Source organism: Celeribacter sp. (assembly GCF_048266405.1).
Lineage (GTDB): Bacteria > Pseudomonadota > Alphaproteobacteria > Rhodobacterales > Rhodobacteraceae > Celeribacter.
Map to the genome: position 1 here is coordinate 262937 of NZ_JBLWZO010000004.1, position 17458 is coordinate 280394.

The following is a 17458-nucleotide window of genomic DNA, read 5'->3' on the forward strand; positions in this document are numbered from 1 at the left end:
CCTCAGATGGTAGCGGCCTTCCCCCGTCGACACAACAACTTGCTTTCTTCGCACGGCGGGGGCGCCGTTTCAGGATTACTTGCGGCCAAGCGCCTCAAGAACACGGTCCAACTTTGCGCCCTCTGGGCTCACATAGGTCGTCGGGCCATCTTTGACTGCGTTATAATAGGCAGCGGGATCGTAGACAGGCACGTTGAGGTTCAGGTTCTCAACCGTCAAAAGACCCATCGATTGCAGCACTTTGTAGGATTGGGTTTCTGCGGCGATTTGCGCCTGAATGGCGGAGACCTGCGCATCGAGCAGATCCTGCTCTGCGTCAAGAACGTCAAGCGCGGTGGATGCGCCCAGATCGGCCTCTTCCTTCACCCCGTTATAAGCAACGCGTTGGGCGCGGACAAAGGATTGCGAGGCATTCAGTGACGCGGACAGAACCGACAGCATTGCCCAATTCGAGCGAACGCCCTGCTCGACATCGCGTGTCGCCGTCAACAGTTCGGCCCGCGATTTATCCCGTTGTGCGATCGCTTTGCGAATGGCCGACGACATGGCGCCGCCCGAATAGATCACACCCTGCGCTTTGACCCCGAAGGTTTTGCTCACGCCACTGGTGGCGTCGCTCGCTCCGATGCTTGCGGAGGCCGAAATTTCGGGGAACAGGTTGCGCTCAGCGCCATCGACCGCCAGATCCGCCGCAGCCACTTGGTGCTGCAAGGCTTTGATCCCGGGATGGGTGCGCTGCGCCAAACGTACGGCTGCATCCGCAGAGGTCACGGGCAGTTTCACCTTGGGCGGGCTGGACAGGTTTTGCGGATAATGGCCCATCTGGTTTTTATAGGCTTCACGAGCGGCGGCGAGTGAGCCTTGTGCGGAGGCCAGTTGAGCGCGCACGGAGGCCAGTTGCGCCTCGAATTGCGACACCTGCGTGCGGGTCACTTCCCCCACTTCGAACCGGTCACGGGTCGCGCGCAGGTTTTGCGTCGCCAAACGCACGGCGCTATTGCGCAAATTGACCAAAGCCTCTTGCTCGCGCACGTTCATGTAGGTGTCGACCGCGGCAGCAAGCACCTCTTGCTCCACGTTCACCAAGGAGGCGCGGGTCGCCAGAACGGTTTCTTTGGCGATATCGAGCGAAACTTTGTTTTTACCAAAGGTATAAAGCGTCATGGTGGCGTTGAAGCCAAGCTGAGACACCCAATCTTTGGTGGTGAAATTGTAATCAGACCCCGCACTATAGCCAATCGTCGGACGCAGGGCTGACAGGGCCGTAGCAACGCCTTCGTCCGTGGCTCGCAATGTGGCGCGGTTCTGCTCCAACAGCCCTGAATGTTTATAGGCTGCGGCAAGCGCATCACCCAAAGATTCAGCCGCAGCCGCGAGAGGAGCGCTCATTCCAAGCCCCACAGCCATAACAGCTGCAAATGCTCGGGATTTAAGTGTGTTTTTCATCTTCATTGATCTGACCTCGCCTGACGCTCGCGCACCGGAACCGACCGGATCATCGCTCAAAGCGCAAAAGCTTTTTCTGCCTCGAAACCAGGGAGCACCGGAGCAGTCGCATTAAACGACGCACGCCAGTTGATTTCCCCGTCTATATTGTAACCCATTTTCACGATGCCAAGGGCACCTTCAATAAAAATACATACGATACGCCCACCAGACTTAACCTGTGACAGAATCGCGTCAGGTAGGTTTTCCACTCCACCTTGCAAAATCACCACATCATAAGGCCCGTGTTGAGGCGCACCTTCCGCCAAAGCTGCCGTTTCGACTACGACGTTGTCGACGCCGGCTTCCATGAGGTTTTTCGCCGCAGCTGCCGCCATCTCGGCATCTTCCTCGACCGCGATCACAGCCTCGGCCATGTGCGACATCACCGCAGAAGAATACCCGAGTCCCGCCCCGATATCGAGCACAAGCTCGTCGGATTGGATATCGAGATCGTCCAGCATCTTTGCCAACACGCGCGGATCAAGCACCACGCGACCATGACCGAGATCCAGATGCTCGCCCACATAAGCCGCGCTGCGTTTGTCCGCAGGCACAAAGGCCTCACGCGGGACGGTCAGCATGGATTGGATGATCGGGAATTTGGTCACATCAGAAGGGCGCACTTGCGTGTCGACCATTGTAGTGCGCAGTTGTGTGAAATTTGGCATGATCTGAACTCTTTGGGACATACGGAGTTACGCCCCTTATAGCCACGCTCACCTACAAAGGGCAACATGAGAAAGACAGCATTTGCCGTCTTGCGAACCCCGAACTCATCGTATAAACCGCGCTAACCACCACGTGAGGCGAGTTGGCGGAGTGGTGACGCAGCGGATTGCAAATCCGTGTACACCGGTTCGATTCCGGTACTCGCCTCCATTAAAATCAATGGGTTATGAATTTTTCTGCTCATTTGGTATCACCTCGGGTATCAGTTTCTTGTTCTGTGCTTGTTCTGTTCTGGATCATTTGCGCTTTGCTGCTGCCTGTCGCGCGCGCATGATCTGACGGGCTTCACCCGCATATTTGATGATCATCTCTTTGGAAGTGTGGCCGCTGTAGCTGGCGATTTCATCGTCCGTGCAGCCCGCCCACGCCAATTCCATCACGCCGCGATAGCGCAGCGCGTGTTGGTCATAGGCCATCAGGCCCAACCGTTTTCGCTCTCGAACCATCACACGTGCCATCGCGTGATAATCCATCTTCGAACCATCAGCCCGCGTCAGGATGTGGCGCGATGGGTGAGGCGCGACTCCCAGATCGGCCTTCGCTCCGTCCAGTGCAGCCTTGAGCGCAATCGTGCAGGGCAGTGAAAGAACGGTATCTGTCTTGTTCTGGCGCAGCTTGAGGGTGTCGCCGTCATAGTCGCCCCACTGGAAGTCCACCCAGTCACCGGGGCGCTGTACACTCCCCACACCAATCTCAAAAATCAGGCGAGGCAATGGCTCACCCTCTTCCCGCATCTTTTCAACCGCCCAGTCGGTCCACGGCAAATGCGGTTTTTTGCGGTCCTTCGGAACCTTCAACGGCTCGATATCAATCGCGGGATTGTCGTTGCGCCAGCGTTTGCGGATCGCAATTTTGGACAACATGCTGATCGCGGTCGGGATATAGTTCGCGAACCGCACGCGATGCCGGTTCTTTTCCATGGCCTCATAGATGTCCGCTTGCGTCAGTCGGGCCACGTCAGCGCGCCCAATCTTTTCGGTCAAATACTCAAAGACTTTTTCGAGGTCGCGCCGGTAGCGCGGCGAAAAGTCTCTCCATTTGTCGGTCTCACGCAGGGCATCAATCAAAGCACCCCATGATGTCTTGGAGACCGCTTTCTTCCCGCTGACAATCTCCCAGTATTGCTGGTCGAACTCTGCCGTGCCCTCCCCCGCCGTGATCCGCCCCAAATAGAACATCTTGCCGTTGATACTCTTGCGCACATAGCAACGGCCAGACGGATGCTGCCAAAGGTATTTCTTGCGTCGGCCTACCACTGAATTTGATCCCATAATCCTGTCACATCCCCACCTGAAATTCGCTTTAGCGTCTCAGTATCCCAACGAACAACTCCGGGCGCAATTTCATGCCCCTGCGGCAAGTGACCTTTATCGACCAAAGCTTTGAACTCGTTCGTGCGCAGATCGAGCAAGCGGGCTGCGGTGGTCTCGCTGGCCATCATAGGAGTGTGGCGCGTCATTTGTCCGCCCCCGTTTCTTCACCCGCTTTGCGCAACGCACCCATTTGCGCTTTGACCGTGAACTGAGACACATACTTCTCCCAAGCGCCGCTTGGAATTTTGGGGTTACGCTGCCCTGGCGCCGTGTAAATATGGTCCAGCATATCCTCGCGGATCAGATATCGGATGTTGGTCACGGGCAGACCTACTCGCTCGGCCAGCTCCTTTGGTGTTTCGAGAGGTTTGGTCACAGCTCACCTTTACGTTGAAATTCGGTTGAAAACACTGCAAGAGTGAACAGAATTGCTCACAACTCGCTACAAGTGCAGCTTTATGCACTTGTAGTAACCTAAGGTGCACCTTGTCAACAAACTTGTCCGGAATAGGCCTTCGCCTACGAGAAATTCGCAAGAAAAACGATCTGACCCAGCCGGTCATGGCTGCGGCCATCGATGTGTCAGATCGGACTTACAAGTATTACGAGCAAGAAAAGCGCGAACTTCCGGCCCTAGCGGCCGTCAAGATAAGCGAGGGGTTCGGCGTAACCCTTGAATGGCTGCTGACCGGGCGCGGCAAGGTCCATAAGAGCGACGATCCTGAACTGGCTGAGGCCTGCGCCATCGCCGTCTTATCAGAAGCTTACGGGCGGGGAACGAACCTTCCTATCGACAAGCTTGCCAAAATCATCGGCTTTGTCGCCGCGCAATCTGCGCAAACCGGCGAAACACCGGCACAGGTGGCCAGCCATTACTTTGACACGCTTTAAGCATGAGAACCGCTATGACCGACACGACTCAACCACCTAAATCCTTAAAGTCAGACTTGGACTCTTGCGACCAAGAAGTGTTCACCTTCGCCCGCCAGATCGGCGTAGCCGGCGCGATATCTCTGCTGGTCGGCGGCACGGGAATGATTGCAACATCGGGCCAACCGGATTGGGACATCGCGCGGTCCCTTTACCTCGCGCTGGTCGTCCTAGGCCCGATGGCCATCCTAATCGGACAGAAATTCCTGCGGATTTTGATGAAGCATCGGCGGCAAGAGCTTAGCATTTTTGACAACTAGTGAGCATTTGAATGAAGTTAGTAACCCAAACCATTTCTGAGAAACTTTCTCCAGCGTTGAAAGCGCACCGACCAGCTCGGACGGACGTAGAGCAGTTCGGGCGCGATTTGGAGTTCTATCTGGGTCACATTGACAGCAAGGAAACTGAAGAAAACCTCAAGACCCACTTCATGGGACTACTCAAGCCAACTTACCAACCGTCGCATACGATTGAACAATATGGTGATATCGACTTCGTTATTCGGACTGGCGGCAAGGGCAGTCCCGCCGCAGTCTTGTTTGAGGCCAAGCGCGAACTCAACAAAGCTGACATGATCCGGCAAGATGATATCAATCGTAAGGCGTTGCACGAACTCATTCTATACTTCTTTCGGGAGCGGCACGCAGGCAATACAGATATTCGTCACGTTGTAATCTGCACAGAATTCGAGATGTATGTCTTCCAAGCATCTGATTTTGAGAGAACATTTTATCAAAACAAGGTTTTGAGAAAGGATTTCCAAGACTGGGCCGCAGGTAAGAAGTCCGATAGCACCACCGATTTCTTTTACAAAGAGATAGCTGCGAAATTCATCGCTGCCAACGAAGCCGAACTCAAGGCAGTCCACATTGACTTGAGGAGCTACAAAACGAAACTCAAGAATGGTGCCGACGACAAAGCGTTCGTCAAACTATTCAAGCTGCTCAGCCCTCATGGCTTGATCGCTAAAGAACTGTCGAACGATAGTAACAGCCTGAACAAAGCCTTTTATGATGAGCTGCTTCATCTCATCGGGCTGGAAGAAAGAAAGGAAGGCGCAAAGCGTGTGATCGGCCGCCTCGAAGCGTCCAAGCGAAATCCTGGCTCACTTTTGGAAAATGCAATCAGCCAAATAAGGTATCAAGACGACTTCAATGATCCGACAATGATTCAGACCTACGGTTCATCGAATGATGAACGCGAGTTCAATATCGCCTTGGAACTATGCCTTACATGGGTCAACCGTCTGCTCTTCTTGAAGCTACTAGAAGCCCAAATCTTCAAGTTCCACGGTCAAGACCCGTCGTACAAGTTTCTATCGACTTCAATGGTCGCCGACTTTGATGATCTGTCGGATCTGTTCTTCAAGGTACTTGCTTTTGCGCCGTCTGAACGGGACCCCCATATAACGGCAAAATACGAAAAGGTGCCTTACCTCAACAGTTCTCTTTTCGAACGCACCAAATTGGAGAAATCTTTCAGAATAAGTGACCTGACTAACGGACTGGACGCACCACTGTTCAGCCGAACCGTCCTTCGTGACGCGACTGGCCGACGCGCCTCAGGAAGGAAAGGAACCTTGGCCTATATCTTTGATTTTCTTGATGCATATGACTTCGGAACCGTTGGCAATGGGGTTGTTCAGGAGGAAAGCAAGACCATAATCAACGCTGCCGTACTTGGTTTGATCTTTGAAAAAATCAATGGATACAAAGAAGGCGCGATATTCACGCCAGGCTTCGTTACGATGTACATGGCGCGAAAGGTGATCGAGAAAACCGTCCTTGAAGCCTTTCAAAAGGAAAACCCAAGCTGGACGCTCACCGACACGGAAGATCTCCGAAACAACATTTCCGATGATCGATCCAAGTCAGCAACACTACGTCATAACGCAGTGATCGACAATCTGAAGATCTGTGATCCTGCGGTTGGATCGGGTCACTTCCTTGTTTCATGTCTCAATGAACTGATTGCGCTCAAGTCTAGACTTGGCATCTTGGCCGATGCAGAAGGCAACCGGTTGTCTGACTATGTCGTCGAGGTGGACAACGATGAACTAATAGTTGTGAATGCGGACACAGACGAGGTCTTCGCCTATCAAGTGCACGGCACCAAAGTGCCGAAGCGCCTTCAGCAGGTTCAGCAAACCCTTTTTCACGAGAAGCAAAAGCTGATCGAGAACTGCTTGTTTGGTGTGGATATCAACTCAAATTCGGTGCGTATTTGCCAGCTTAGACTATGGATCGAACTTCTTAAGAGCGCTTATTATCGGGACGGCCAAGACTCTCAACTCGAAACGCTGCCAAACATTGACATCAACATCAAATGTGGCAACTCACTCCTGTCGCGGTTCACACTAGATCAAAACCTGTCTGAAGCCTTCAAGAAGGCAAAACTCACGGTGTCTGAGTATCGGAAACTAGTGAGAGACTATAAAAGATCAAAAAGCAAAGACGTTAAGCGCCAACTTCAAGCAAAAATCGACAGTGTCAAAACCCAGTTCCATGAGGAGGAACTGGGACGAATTACTAAGCAGATTGATGCCGAAATTGCTGGACTGCGTGCAAAAGAAGCTCAGGACGACCTCTTCTTAGATGAAGAGCAAAACAAGAAAATTGAGGCGAAACTGAAGGTAACCCGAGAACGCATTCAACGACTTGAGGGTGACCGCGAGAAGCTACTTCAACGGAAAACTTTTCTGGGCGCTCTAGAGTGGCGGTTTGAATTTCCTGAGGTGCTTGATGATAAGGGCAAGTACATCGGGTTCGATGTGGTGATTGCAAACCCGCCTTACGGGGTATCGATTCAAGAACCTATGCGTACCCACATAATTAGTGCCTTAGGAAAGGTGCCTGATTATGAAATATACTATCTTTTCATAAACTTGGCATCGCGAATTGCTAAGTTAGAAGGACATACCTGCCAGATCATTCCAAACACGATTCTGTTCAACTTTTTTGCAAAGAGTTATCGGGAGCAGCTTCTTCACGATTGGAAAGACCTACACATTGATGACCTTACAGGCTTCACAGTTTTTGACGGAATCGTTGTACACAATGTCATAATTCACGGTCGCCGTCGTGTTGGATCGGAAGGTGTAAATTTTCGACGAACCGGGCAAAGCAAAGATGTTTCCTCCTACCTATTGCAACCGATTGAAAACGCACCCGTCAACGTTCTTTCAGAAAATATCGGGAACTGGGGCCTCGTGTTTCGACTGGATGCAAAGGTTATGAGCGCCGTTTCGAAGATCCGAAACGTTGGTCAACAGCTCAAGGATCGCTTCCCGTTGATTTCCCAGGGCCTGATTGCCTATGACAAATACCGAGGTCAATCCGAAGAAGTAATCAAGAATCGAGTTTATCATTCAGAGAATGCGACAAGCACCAATTCTCCTTGGCTTAAAGGTGAAGACGTAACTCGGTTTTCCGTCAAGTGGAACCAGCGAGAGTATGTGGAGTATTCCTCGAAACTCGCGAACCCAAGGCAACCAGAGTTTTTTCAAAAACCACGGATTTTGGTTCGAGAGATCACAAACCCAAGAGTTTTTGCGGCATACACTCAGGAAGAGCTGTACAACGATCCTGCGCTCATCAATATCTTGGTTGAGAATGATCAGGAGTTTGATCGGCATGTGCTACTTGCGATCTTGAACTCCAAAGTTGCTAGCTTTTTCCATTTCAATTCATCTCCTAAAGCAACGAAAGGCGCATTCCCCAAAATTCTCGTGAATGATCTTAAGACATTTCCATTGCCCGAATTGGCTGGAAATGAGGACTTGGTATCAAAAATTTCGACGCGGACCATGCAACTCATTGCGATGGCAAGCAATGGTGATTTATCTGAAAAATTCAAGGAATTGGATGATGAAAATGAGCGTGACGTTTTCAGCCTCTACGGCTTGTCAGGCGCGGAAATTGAGATGGTGGAGCAATATTTTGATAGATTGGGCAAAATAGTGGGCAAGTGACTATGTCAGTTCTCAATGACATTCAAGACTACGCCCTGTTCGACCTAATCGACGACGAAATCAAACTGCTCGAAAGCGCGATTTAGCATGGCGGCACAAAGCGTAATGAATGCGCGGCAATTGCGGCGAAAGATCAAACGGCTAGACGCTGACACGCCAAAGCACAAACAGCTCGAACAGGCGCTGCAGGAAGGCGTGGGCTTCGGCAATGCGTGGTATGGTAGCCAAAAGGAACACTGGCTCGGATGGCTCGCCGAATACGACGGCCCCGGTGCTTATGGCCGCCTAACCGGTCAGCCCCGCGATGCACGGTATATTTACAACCACATCCAATGTGCACCAATGCTGTTTTGGTTGACCGAGGCGGTCGAAGTTCCCAACGACACGCTAGAACACGCCTTCGAGGCTGTTGTTTCAGCGCCCCACAAAAACGCCAGCCAATGCGCCGCGCTGCGCAAGATGGTACCTTGGGACGATGTCGAAGCGCGACTGCTGATGCGATCCCGAAATAGCATTTTATCCGCCGCCCGAACCTTGGTCGGCTGGCAGAAAGGAAATTGAATGTCGCGACGCTTTGAAATTGATGCAGAGACTCTGCCAGACCTTGCGGGGATGATGCTCGTTACCGTTGAGGCGCTAAAGGACCTCGGTGGCTCTGCGACTATTCAGGAGCTTGATGAGAAGGTGATCGAGCTGGAAGGCGTGACCGAGGTCGAACAGGCCTTCACCATGCCACGCGATGAAAACCGTACACGCGTGAATTATTATCTCGCTTGGGCACGCACGTATCTCAAACGCGGAAAGGCCCTAAACAACTCCTCTAGGGGGGTCTGGGCCCTGACCGAAGGCGGTTCCGCAATCACCAGCGTTGAAGAAACACGCGCGATTTATGATCAGGTAGCTTTGGAAGAGCGTGAACGCGCCCGCCTCAAACGGCTTGCGGCCAAAGGGGCCAAATCTAGCCAAGCCAGTGAGATTGAGATGCTGGCCGAGGACGGTCCCGATGATGAAGAGGATTGGAAATCGGCGTTGCTGTCTGTCCTTGGCAAGATGGACCCCGCCGCATTTGAACGCCTAGCACAGCGGCTTTTGCGCGAGGCTGGATTCACAAAGGTGGAGGTGCGCGGCAAGTCTGGTGATGGGGGCATTGACGGGGTTGGGGTTCTTCGTGTGAACCTTGTTTCGTTCCAGGTTTACTTTCAGTGCAAACGCTGGAAGGGAAGCGTGGGCTCTAAGGAAATCCGCGATTTCCGAGGCGCTCTGCAAGGCCGCGCCGATAAGGGGCTGTTTATCACCACAGGGCATTTCACCAGTCAGGCTTCAGATGAAGCGACGCGTGACGGCGCAATCGCTATCGACCTTATCGACGGCGACCGCCTGTGCGATCTCCTGAAGGAAAACCGGCTAGGTGTGGAAACTGAAATGATCGAAAAAATCCAAATCAAAACCTCTTGGTTTGATGGCATCTAGGAAAGCCTAAACACGGTGTTCTACGTCCTGCACCATCGAAAACGCCATCCCTTCGCGCTGCTTCAACCGCGACACCATCGCCAGCAGATTATCCGCGCGCGGATTGCCCTTGGCGCTGAGCATTCGCATCAGGCTCTTGGGGTCCTTGTCCATGTCTTGCGCCAAGGCCTCAAACCCCACCGTGGCATTGACGTAGTCGCGTAGCAGCAGCTTGCCGGTCTCTAGGTCGTCGCTGAGCATCGCTTCGATTGCTTCGCGAAACAGTCCTGCACGAAATTCAGGATCGCGCTCAGCGCGGGCCTTGATCGTGTCTTTGAAGTCTTTCGTCAGGGGCATGTCAGTCGCCTTTCTCTTTGCGGGCCTTGTAGTCGTCCCAATATGCTTTTGCCTGCTCGATGTCTTTCGACTGGCGTTTTTTCGTGCCGCCACAGAGCAGGATCACAAGCGTATCGCCGTCTTTGCCAAAGTAGACACGGTAGCCGGGGCCGAAGGTAATGCGCCGCTCTGACACGCCTTGTCCGACTGGCTTCACATCGCCAAGATTGCCTGTCTCGATCCGTGCAAGAGCGGTTCGCACTTTCAATGCTGCCGCCGTATCCAGACCATTGAACCAATCGTCGAACGGTGTTTTCCCCGCTTCGGTGACATAGACAACAAGCTTATTCATTGCAGATATTGGTGACATATACGTTACCATTTGTCAATCGGTTTTGGCTCATCAATGCGTCATCCCTCGGTCCATCTCGACCTCCCGCGTCTCTAGTTCTGTTTCAATTGCGTCTCGGCGGCTTTCACTAATTTCAAGCTGGTCTCGAGTTGCGTGCGCAGCCTCCCGTAGTTCTGCCCCTCGCTCAACAAGCCGTGCAACGCAGCCACCGACGCCGTTTGCGATTGTATGAGCACTGACACGCAAGCGGCCAATCCATCCATCTGGCTCTGCATCCTGGTCGTCGAGCGTTCCTCTAACCCGCTCAATTCCTTTGCTGAGACCTCGCAGGCCGTCACCAACCGCTCGACGCAGGCGAGCAAGTCGCGTTCCAAGGCTGTCAGGGGTGTCGTCATCTAATCCTCCTCGATCTTGATGCAGGCCACTGACCTGCCGGCTAGCGTGCAAGTCCTCAGGCGCGTCTTGGTCGGGTCCAGCACCAGCCATGTCCCGTCCTCCCTGTCGATCCGCGTCAGGCCCAAGTCCGTCATCTCGGAGTTCGCCAGTATCAGCGTCCAGAGCAAGCTCGCGGCCATCATCGAGACGATCCCCACTAAGAATGCCCCCGTGATCAGCCAGGGCGAGATCGTCAGCCAACTCTTGTTCTGTCGCAGAAAGGTGCGGGTATCGGTCTCGATTGTACGATGCGCGATGGTCGCAATGGTGCTCAAATCGGTCCTGAAGCTCTCCAGCTGCGATGCCATCGAGGCGGCGTAGTCCTGCCGGATCGTGTCCAGCTCCGCGTTCAGCTTCTCGCTTAGCCGTGTCGGCTTGCCAGTCTTCATGGAAAATACCTCCTTTCAAACGCCAGCGTTCATCTGTGTCGGGATCACGGGCGGTTAGGTAAGCTTTGCCGACGCGCGGCAGGTCGTAGCCTGCATCTGTGAGGGCATCGATCATGGTGGCGCGGTCGGTGATCAGGCCGACGCTGATCTGGTCTTGCAGCCAAGCATGCAGCTCGTCGCGGCCTTGGGCGCGGGTCGGCGTCTCGATGATGTCGCGGACCTCTTGGATGCGCTCCAACTCCATCGGATCGGCCCAGCCGTGGCGCTGATTCATCACATCGCGCAAACTGTCGAAGGCTTTCTCATAGCCGGGTGGCGCAATGTTCAGACTCCGCCCTGAGGTCAGCTCCAAGCGCGGCGTGCAGAAGTGAAGCTCAACGCGGTCTTCGTGGGTATGTCGGACCCAGAGCACGTCATATTGCTCAGGGTTCAGCCCCGCGAAGGCCAGTTGTTCGAAGCGGTCCATGACCTCAGCCTGTTGATCCTCGGTCGGGGCATCCTCGGCGGCAAAGCTGATCACGCCTGCACGGTAGGTCCACTGGTGACGGCTGGCGTCGATCAGCGCCTCAGTGCGGCCGGGGTTGCCGCGTAGAACCTCTGGCAAGGGTTCGCGCGTGACGATCATCGGTTGGCCGTCTGCATCGCGGATCAGGTCGCGGTTGTCGTCATAGGCCAGCACCTTGTCCGCGACGAGGTAGCCGACCGGACCAGCGCCCGCGCCTTTGCCGTTGCGGAAGAACTTGATCAGCATCGGCGGGCGGCCTCGATGATCTGGGCAAGCTGGCGCTCGATGGTCAGCAGGCGGCGGGCAACGGTGAGCGCGTCAAGATTAACGCGCCCCGCCAGCATCGCGCGGTTCAGCCAGCGCGCGATTTGGTTGAGGTTGCCGCCAATGCGCCCGACGGCCAGCACCAGCGCCGGATCGATACGCGGCACGGGCTTGCGGCGGCGCGCTTCAGTCAGGCCAAGCGCCTCGCGCAGGAGCGTCGCGGCGGGCAGGCCAGCAGCCTCCGCCTTGGCGCGCAACTGAGCCTTCTCGGACGCGGTGCAGCGGAAGACGAAGGTTTCGGTCAGCGGCTCTTTGGTGCGGGATTTTCCCGTGCCGGTGGGGTTCGAAGGGGAGGCTTGCCGCCCCTCGCAAGGTCCCGTGTCAGCAGCGTCAGCGTATGACATGGGTCGCCTTGCTGTTTGCTCTTCGTTGGGATCGGTAACGGTCATGATCTGAGGCCTGCGGCTTGAATTTGCGCCCGCGTCACCAGTTTCGACGCCAGCAATCCGTCGATCTGTTTGGCTGTGATGTGTTTACACATCGGGCTGCGATCACTTATCCAGCATGCCAGCCGTTTGTGGTGATCGGCCTGCAACGCCGCCGCCTTTTCTCGATCTTCCGCCTGCTTCTCGACATAGGCCTGCCAGCGCCGCGACTGAAACCAGTTGTCGGAAAAGCAAACCTTGGAGCGGGTAAAGCCCGCGCTGTCGGTCACGTAGGATTGGACGGCCTGAAGCAAGTCCTCTGCTGCGATCCCTTCCTTTATGGCTTCTTCGATCTGGGCAAGACACGCCGTTTTGCAGCGCAATCGGTCCGGCGGATAGGCTGCCAAAATCTTCTCAGCCTCCTCCGCCTCGCGCCTGCGCGAAGGAGGTTCTTTTACAGGTTCTATGGTAAGGTTCCTGTCTCGTTTTGAGACTACCCCCGTCTCACCCTTGAGACTTTTCCTCCTCGTTTTTGAGACGTTTCCCCCCGTCCCATTTTGAGACTCAACCCCATCAGGACCGCCACCCCCGGCCTTTGGGCGCGCGCTTGGACCAAGGGTAATATCGAGGTGCAGCTCATACTGGTTAGACCCGCGCCCACCATCCCCGTCCCCACGGGCGTGGCGTGTGACAAGGCCACATTCCTCTAAGGTGGTCATGTGCCGGAACAGCGTTGCGCGGCCCATCTCGCACTCGTCGGCCAACCGCTGAGCGCTTGGATTGCACTGGCCAGTTTCTTTGTTGTGGAAGTCCGCCAGCTGGATAAGCACGATCTTCGCGGCGGGTTTCAGGCCCTTAACGTTCGCGGCCCAAATCAAAGCCATACCGCTCATGGCTTTAAGCCTGCCAGAATGGGGGTATCAGGTTCGCGACTTGTTCGGCAAATGTCCTGATACTTTTTAGGCCCTAAGATATTGTTTTTAATGCTAAATACACTGGATTGCAAATCCGTGAACACCGGTTCGATTCCGGTACTCGCCTCCAATAAAATCAATGACTTGCGTCATCCGCCTTCTCCTTCACTGCCATTTTTGAAACAACCGTTGAAACTTTCACGTTTCGGTCTTGCTTCGTTCCATTTGATTTCTTGCCTCTTGAGCGCGCTTCGCGAGCTCCCTTTGCCGGATCGGCCCGCCGTATTTTTTTAGCATCTCAACACCTGAGTGGCCGGTGACGGCCTTGACCATCTCGTCATCACATCCAGCCAGATAAAGTTCGATCGTCGCGTTTTTCCTGAGCCCGTGCGTTTTGTAGTAGCTCGCCTTTTTGTGCTTCATCTTCTTTTTGATGGTGCGCATTTCCTCCGCAACGATCCGGTAGCTCACTGGTCGACCCTTGGCGTCGGTCACAACAGTGCCGTCCGTTCGTGCGAGCCCGTCGAGATGGGCTTTCAAGCGGTCGGTGAGCGGGATCCACAATGGCTTGTCGGTTTTGCCTTGGGTGAAATCAAATCCTTCATCGGAGAAGTGCTCCCACCTCATCTTCACAACATCACCGATGCGCTGGCCTGTACCAACGCAAAGCTCGTAGACCAGCCGCGCTCTCTTTGAAGCCAGTGCTTCGAACTCGGCACGAACATCATCCGGCCAAGGTTCCCAGCCGTCGCTTTGCTGCTTGAAAAGCGGAATGCCCTTCGCTGGATTGCCGTGCTCTTTCTTGATGAAGCCGATCAATCGTGCGTGGTTCATCAAGACGACCATGACCTGAACAAGATAGTTGGCTTGCCGCCAATGATCCGCATTAGCGCGGTGCAATTCATAAATGTGATGGGTTTCGATCCTGGCCGGGTCTTTGTCGGCCCAGATCTCACGAATGTGGCTGATGTACCGCCTATAGTCGGATCTCGTCCGAGGCTTCAGCTTCTTGTAGGCGTCGCTCTCGTAGTAGCTAAGGATCAACGCCTCAAAATTGCGCTTCACCGGCGCAGGCGCTGGTTTTCCTTTCAGCAGGCGATTGTAGTGATCCCAAAATTCCGGCGTGCCCGCTTCCTCGTGCATCATGACCGAAATACCGCGCGAACGCCGGATGAACCGGAGATACCCCCGGTCATTGTAGACGTATTTGGGCAAGCTCTTGCGAGTCATTCGCCCATTCTCAAGTCACTGTTGAGAAAGTCGTCTGCCGCCTCTGGCGCGACCATGTTGGCATCGACGATGACACTGCCATCAGGCTTGATCTCAAATTTTGCCCGCTGCCAACCTGCCTCCCGCGCCTCGCGGATGAAGGCGGAGGCTGCCTGCCTCGCCTTTGTCTGCACACTTGCTTTGGTCATCTGACCGACACCTCTCTTAATCGTTAACAACGCGCATTATCACCCTGATCCATAGTGATTTTCCCAAATGCACTAGATGCCGAACATCTATCCTTTGCCGCGCGAATGGCGCGGATCACTTCTGAATTTTGAGAATTTCCATTGCGATCTGACTCCGCCTTGATCCACTCTTTGAGCTCTTGCGGAAGCCGAAGTTGCATTGGTTTACGACTGCTCATGAAACGCCTCCAGGTTGAAACCACACCCTGTTAGTGGCATTTAGCCACTATTGCGTCAATTGCTTTTTATGGCACAGTGCCACCATGTCAGAACAAAGCTCTCAAAATCAGGATAAGTTCATCGTGCGGCTTCCAGATGGCCTGCGCGATCGAATACGCCTCGCGGCCGAGGCCAACCACCGCAGCATGAATGCTGAGGTCGTTGCCCTCCTCGAAGAAAACTATCCAGTTCCTGTGCCGGAAAAATTGGATGACCCTGCCGCGAAGTTGCTCTTGTGGCTCGCCAAACGCATCCGCCGAAGGAAGCCGAAACCCGGAACGCCCAGAGACAAGCAAGCCGCCCTGTATGAGCGCATTGCGGGAGATATCGCGGAACGCATGAAGGACATCGGAAAATAGCCTTAGTAGACCATCCACTCATATCTGTGGTTGCCTTCGTGATTTTCCCATTCGACGCTGACCCCGCGCCTCCAATTCGATGACGAACAGCGCCGTGATGGCTGAGCCCATTTTGGGGCGGCGGCTGGTGTTGTGCGTTGCCAGCCGAATTCGCCCTGCGTGCCGGAATCCCGAGGCGCATGTTGTAACTCCTAGAAATCAACATCGCGCCCAGTTTCGCAATGACTGTAGTACCGAACATCCCAGACGCGGATCGAGCGCACAAAGTCGAATTCCAGACCACTGATGTCGATATTTAACCCGGACAAGCTACAGTAACCCCACAAGTGTCCCGCGAGTTGTCCAGGTTACAAAATTGAAACTACGCCTGCGGCGTGAACTACGACACAACTCCGTCATGATGAATTGGCAGATCAACAAAGAAAGTAGTCCCCTTACCAAGCTCGCTTTCGTAACTGAGCAGCCCATCATGCGCTTCGACGATTTTGCGTGAAATATTCAGTCCGAGCCCAGTTCCCTCGAACTTCCTCGAAGCCGAGGTGTCGAGCTGATTGAAAGCCTCGAAAATGCGGTCCCCTGTGTCTTTCGGAATCCCGATCCCTTCATCTGCCACAGAAATACGCGCGCGGTTCCCGAACCTCTCCAGTCCCACGGTAATCTTTCCGCCAGCTTCCGAAAATTTGGCCGCATTTGAGAGAAGGTTGCTGATAACCTGCTCGATGCGTTTCTCGTCACAATCGACAAAGAAATCCCCTTCAGCCACCGTTTCGAGCACAGTCACTTTTTTATAATCTGCAAACGGCAGGAAACGGTCGACAACATCCTGCAGGAAGGTGTTTAGCTCGACCCTTTCATAGGTGAAATCCAGCCGCCCTGCATCAATGCGCTGGAGCAGGAGCAAATCTTCGACCATGGCGGACAGGCGTATCGCATTCCGTTGCGCGATCTTGATCGGGGATTTCATCTTCTCAGGAACATCACCCAAGACCCCCGAATTCATCAGGTCCAGCGCACCTTTGATCGAAGTCAGCGGCGTGCGAAGTTCGTGACTGACGGTGCCGACAAATTCGGTTTTAGCCTGAAATGCCATTTTTACCTGTTGGTGTTTGTCCTCAAGGTCCATCAGGTTTTTTAGCGCATCGCTATAATTGGATACGAAATTCCGAGCCAGTTCGAACAGAAACCCCAGCACGAAAACCACTGTAAAAAAATGGAGCCAGATATCGGAGCCAAGCGGTGCCGAGGTGAGTATAAGGTCATGGACCGGAATATAGATGATCGCTGCCACATAAATGAGCAGACGTGTAGCCAGAAGCGACAGAAACTGATGATTGTTCATCGTGGCGAAAATAGACGCCGAAACCAGCATGAACATCGGCATGAAGTGCCCGCTTTCGGGAGATTGTTGCATGGCGAACGAAATCGCAAAAAGCGAGACGGTTATACCGCTGAGGACCGTTCCCAGAAAAAGTTTGAACAAAACAGAGCGAATGGCCTTTGCGGTCCAGACGTCTTGCGTGCGGACACGGCGCGCGACGAAAAAGTCATAGATTTCAAACTGGATGACCAGATACATGAAAACCGCAGCCAAGGGCCAACTATAATAGGCCCCCGAAAGGAAAATTGCGATTCCATAGATCAAAAATCGTTGAACAAAGAGCCTCTGCCCTGTTTCCACATAGTCGAGAAGACGGCGTTTATACTCTCCGCGCGGAAGGTGGCGTTCGGACCCGAGCGCTTTCTCCAGAAAGGTATAGAAAGATTTCATCGAGCCCCCGCCTTCAGCCAATATACCCTCATCGATAACACAACTTACAATTGCACAAAAGTAACGCCCCAACCCTGTAGGGTGAATTATCTATTGGAAATGTGGCATAAATGTGTTCACTGAACATATCGGCCAAGCATAAGTCGTCACGAAAAA

At 53.9% G+C, this 17458-nt stretch carries 20 protein-coding genes and 1 tRNA gene; 7 read left to right on the top strand and 14 right to left on the bottom strand.

The features are described 5' to 3' along the window. Positions 1-75 precede the first annotated feature (75 nt). Together ACN0TS_RS10690 and ACN0TS_RS10695 are read right to left on the bottom strand one after the other, a co-directional pair. Positions 76-1389 carry a TolC family outer membrane protein gene (locus ACN0TS_RS10690; protein WP_417259343.1) on the bottom strand — a complete coding sequence of 438 codons (1314 nt, stop codon included), beginning with the start codon at positions 1387-1389 and terminating at the stop codon, positions 76-78. A 113-nt stretch (positions 1390-1502) separates the two neighbouring features. Next, positions 1503-2156, bottom strand: a complete 654-nt coding sequence (locus ACN0TS_RS10695; RefSeq protein ID WP_417259344.1) for a protein-L-isoaspartate O-methyltransferase family protein — start codon at positions 2154-2156, stop codon at positions 1503-1505. A 137-nt stretch (positions 2157-2293) separates the two neighbouring features. Here ACN0TS_RS10695 and ACN0TS_RS10700 point away from each other — a divergent pair. Further along, positions 2294-2367, top strand: a tRNA-Cys gene (locus tag ACN0TS_RS10700). Between the two features lie 86 nt (positions 2368-2453). On the opposite strand, the gene ACN0TS_RS10705 is transcribed toward ACN0TS_RS10700, so the two are convergent. From ACN0TS_RS10705 to ACN0TS_RS10715, 3 genes are read right to left on the bottom strand one after another with little or no spacing between them, the layout of a single operon-like run. Beyond that, a complete protein-coding gene (locus ACN0TS_RS10705; protein ID WP_417259345.1) occupies positions 2454-3488 on the bottom strand; it encodes a tyrosine-type recombinase/integrase in 1035 nt (344 codons plus the stop codon). Beyond that, positions 3467-3676 (bottom strand): hypothetical protein, encoded by a 210-nt coding sequence (locus ACN0TS_RS10710; RefSeq protein WP_417259346.1) that lies wholly within the window; start codon positions 3674-3676, stop codon positions 3467-3469. Before ACN0TS_RS10710 ends, ACN0TS_RS10705 begins: the two co-directional genes overlap by 22 nt. Then, positions 3673-3906: a hypothetical protein gene (locus tag ACN0TS_RS10715; protein WP_417259347.1), complete on the bottom strand. Its 234-nt coding sequence runs from the start codon at positions 3904-3906 to the stop codon at positions 3673-3675. The genes ACN0TS_RS10710 and ACN0TS_RS10715 overlap by 4 nt, the downstream gene beginning before the upstream one ends. Positions 3907-4016: 110 nt before the next feature. Between ACN0TS_RS10715 and ACN0TS_RS10720 the strand changes: the two genes are divergently transcribed. The 5 genes from ACN0TS_RS10720 to ACN0TS_RS10740 all read left to right on the top strand — a co-directional run bounded on the left by ACN0TS_RS10720 (position 4017) and on the right by ACN0TS_RS10740 (position 9900). After that, entirely contained in the window at positions 4017-4421 is a 405-nt protein-coding gene (locus ACN0TS_RS10720; protein ID WP_417259348.1) for a helix-turn-helix domain-containing protein, read from the top strand. A gap of 14 nt (positions 4422-4435) precedes the next feature. Next, positions 4436-4720, top strand: coding sequence for a hypothetical protein (locus tag ACN0TS_RS10725; protein ID WP_417259349.1), 285 nt, complete (start codon positions 4436-4438; stop codon positions 4718-4720). An 11-nt stretch (positions 4721-4731) separates the two neighbouring features. Next, on the top strand, positions 4732-8430 hold the full coding sequence (locus ACN0TS_RS10730) for a TaqI-like C-terminal specificity domain-containing protein (protein ID WP_417259350.1): 3699 nt from the start codon (positions 4732-4734) through the stop codon (positions 8428-8430). 87 nt (positions 8431-8517) lie between these two features. Beyond that, complete coding sequence (locus ACN0TS_RS10735; RefSeq protein WP_417259351.1) at positions 8518-8991, top strand: hypothetical protein; 474 nt, start codon at positions 8518-8520, stop codon at positions 8989-8991. Continuing rightward, entirely contained in the window at positions 8992-9900 is a 909-nt protein-coding gene (locus tag ACN0TS_RS10740) for a restriction endonuclease (protein ID WP_417259352.1), read from the top strand. It abuts the gene before it with no gap. Positions 9901-9906: 6 nt separating this feature from the next. Here ACN0TS_RS10740 and ACN0TS_RS10745 read toward each other — a convergent pair whose 3' ends face one another. From ACN0TS_RS10745 to ACN0TS_RS10780, 8 genes are all read right to left on the bottom strand, one after another. Further along, a complete protein-coding gene (locus ACN0TS_RS10745) occupies positions 9907-10236 on the bottom strand; it encodes a DNA-binding protein (protein WP_417259353.1) in 330 nt (109 codons plus the stop codon). A gap of 1 nt (position 10237) precedes the next feature. Continuing rightward, a complete protein-coding gene (locus ACN0TS_RS10750) occupies positions 10238-10567 on the bottom strand; it encodes a type II toxin-antitoxin system RelE/ParE family toxin (RefSeq protein ID WP_085631393.1) in 330 nt (109 codons plus the stop codon). 51 nt (positions 10568-10618) lie between these two features. Continuing rightward, positions 10619-12142, bottom strand: a complete 1524-nt coding sequence (locus ACN0TS_RS10755) for a relaxase/mobilization nuclease domain-containing protein (protein ID WP_417259354.1) — start codon at positions 12140-12142, stop codon at positions 10619-10621. Then, on the bottom strand, positions 12136-12609 hold the full coding sequence (locus tag ACN0TS_RS10760; RefSeq protein ID WP_417259355.1) for a plasmid mobilization protein: 474 nt from the start codon (positions 12607-12609) through the stop codon (positions 12136-12138). Before ACN0TS_RS10760 ends, ACN0TS_RS10755 begins: the two co-directional genes overlap by 7 nt. Continuing rightward, entirely contained in the window at positions 12606-13478 is an 873-nt protein-coding gene (locus tag ACN0TS_RS10765; protein ID WP_417259356.1) for a helix-turn-helix domain-containing protein, read from the bottom strand. The genes ACN0TS_RS10760 and ACN0TS_RS10765 overlap by 4 nt, the downstream gene beginning before the upstream one ends. A gap of 219 nt (positions 13479-13697) precedes the next feature. Further along, a complete protein-coding gene (locus ACN0TS_RS10770; RefSeq protein WP_417259357.1) occupies positions 13698-14729 on the bottom strand; it encodes a site-specific integrase in 1032 nt (343 codons plus the stop codon). After that, entirely contained in the window at positions 14726-14917 is a 192-nt protein-coding gene (locus ACN0TS_RS10775; protein WP_027259529.1) for a hypothetical protein, read from the bottom strand. The genes ACN0TS_RS10770 and ACN0TS_RS10775 overlap by 4 nt, the downstream gene beginning before the upstream one ends. Before the next feature lie 23 nt (positions 14918-14940). Continuing rightward, on the bottom strand, positions 14941-15135 hold the full coding sequence (locus ACN0TS_RS10780) for an Arc family DNA-binding protein (RefSeq protein ID WP_417259358.1): 195 nt from the start codon (positions 15133-15135) through the stop codon (positions 14941-14943). Between the two features lie 84 nt (positions 15136-15219). Between ACN0TS_RS10780 and ACN0TS_RS10785 the strand changes: the two genes are divergently transcribed. After that, positions 15220-15534: an Arc family DNA-binding protein gene (locus ACN0TS_RS10785; RefSeq protein WP_417259359.1), complete on the top strand. Its 315-nt coding sequence runs from the start codon at positions 15220-15222 to the stop codon at positions 15532-15534. 379 nt (positions 15535-15913) lie between these two features. On the opposite strand, the gene ACN0TS_RS10790 is transcribed toward ACN0TS_RS10785, so the two are convergent. After that, positions 15914-17110: a sensor histidine kinase gene (locus ACN0TS_RS10790; RefSeq protein ID WP_417259360.1), complete on the bottom strand. Its 1197-nt coding sequence runs from the start codon at positions 17108-17110 to the stop codon at positions 15914-15916. Between the last annotated feature and the right edge of the window lie 348 nt (positions 17111-17458).

Excerpts from the sequence above, each read along its gene's own strand:
- ACN0TS_RS10690 (WP_417259343.1), bottom strand. The coding sequence starts at position 1,389 with ATGAGCGCTCCTCTCGCGGCTGCGGCTGAATCTTTGGGTGATGCGCTT.
- ACN0TS_RS10695 (WP_417259344.1), bottom strand. The coding sequence starts at position 2,156 with ATGCCAAATTTCACACAACTGCGCACTACAATGGTCGACACGCAAGTG.
- ACN0TS_RS10705 (WP_417259345.1), bottom strand. The coding sequence starts at position 3,488 with ATGGGATCAAATTCAGTGGTAGGCCGACGCAAGAAATACCTTTGGCAG.
- ACN0TS_RS10710 (WP_417259346.1), bottom strand. The coding sequence starts at position 3,676 with ATGACGCGCCACACTCCTATGATGGCCAGCGAGACCACCGCAGCCCGC.
- ACN0TS_RS10725 (WP_417259349.1), top strand. The coding sequence starts at position 4,436 with ATGACCGACACGACTCAACCACCTAAATCCTTAAAGTCAGACTTGGAC.
- ACN0TS_RS10730 (WP_417259350.1), top strand. The coding sequence starts at position 4,732 with ATGAAGTTAGTAACCCAAACCATTTCTGAGAAACTTTCTCCAGCGTTG.
- ACN0TS_RS10735 (WP_417259351.1), top strand. The coding sequence starts at position 8,518 with ATGGCGGCACAAAGCGTAATGAATGCGCGGCAATTGCGGCGAAAGATC.
- ACN0TS_RS10740 (WP_417259352.1), top strand. The coding sequence starts at position 8,992 with ATGTCGCGACGCTTTGAAATTGATGCAGAGACTCTGCCAGACCTTGCG.
- ACN0TS_RS10745 (WP_417259353.1), bottom strand. The coding sequence starts at position 10,236 with ATGCCCCTGACGAAAGACTTCAAAGACACGATCAAGGCCCGCGCTGAG.
- ACN0TS_RS10750 (WP_085631393.1), bottom strand. The coding sequence starts at position 10,567 with ATGAATAAGCTTGTTGTCTATGTCACCGAAGCGGGGAAAACACCGTTC.
- ACN0TS_RS10755 (WP_417259354.1), bottom strand. The coding sequence starts at position 12,142 with ATGCTGATCAAGTTCTTCCGCAACGGCAAAGGCGCGGGCGCTGGTCCG.
- ACN0TS_RS10760 (WP_417259355.1), bottom strand. The coding sequence starts at position 12,609 with ATGACCGTTACCGATCCCAACGAAGAGCAAACAGCAAGGCGACCCATG.
- ACN0TS_RS10765 (WP_417259356.1), bottom strand. The coding sequence starts at position 13,478 with ATGAGCGGTATGGCTTTGATTTGGGCCGCGAACGTTAAGGGCCTGAAA.
- ACN0TS_RS10770 (WP_417259357.1), bottom strand. The coding sequence starts at position 14,729 with ATGACTCGCAAGAGCTTGCCCAAATACGTCTACAATGACCGGGGGTAT.
- ACN0TS_RS10775 (WP_027259529.1), bottom strand. The coding sequence starts at position 14,917 with ATGACCAAAGCAAGTGTGCAGACAAAGGCGAGGCAGGCAGCCTCCGCC.
- ACN0TS_RS10780 (WP_417259358.1), bottom strand. The coding sequence starts at position 15,135 with ATGAGCAGTCGTAAACCAATGCAACTTCGGCTTCCGCAAGAGCTCAAA.
- ACN0TS_RS10785 (WP_417259359.1), top strand. The coding sequence starts at position 15,220 with ATGTCAGAACAAAGCTCTCAAAATCAGGATAAGTTCATCGTGCGGCTT.
- ACN0TS_RS10790 (WP_417259360.1), bottom strand. The coding sequence starts at position 17,110 with ATGTATCTGGTCATCCAGTTTGAAATCTATGACTTTTTCGTCGCGCGC.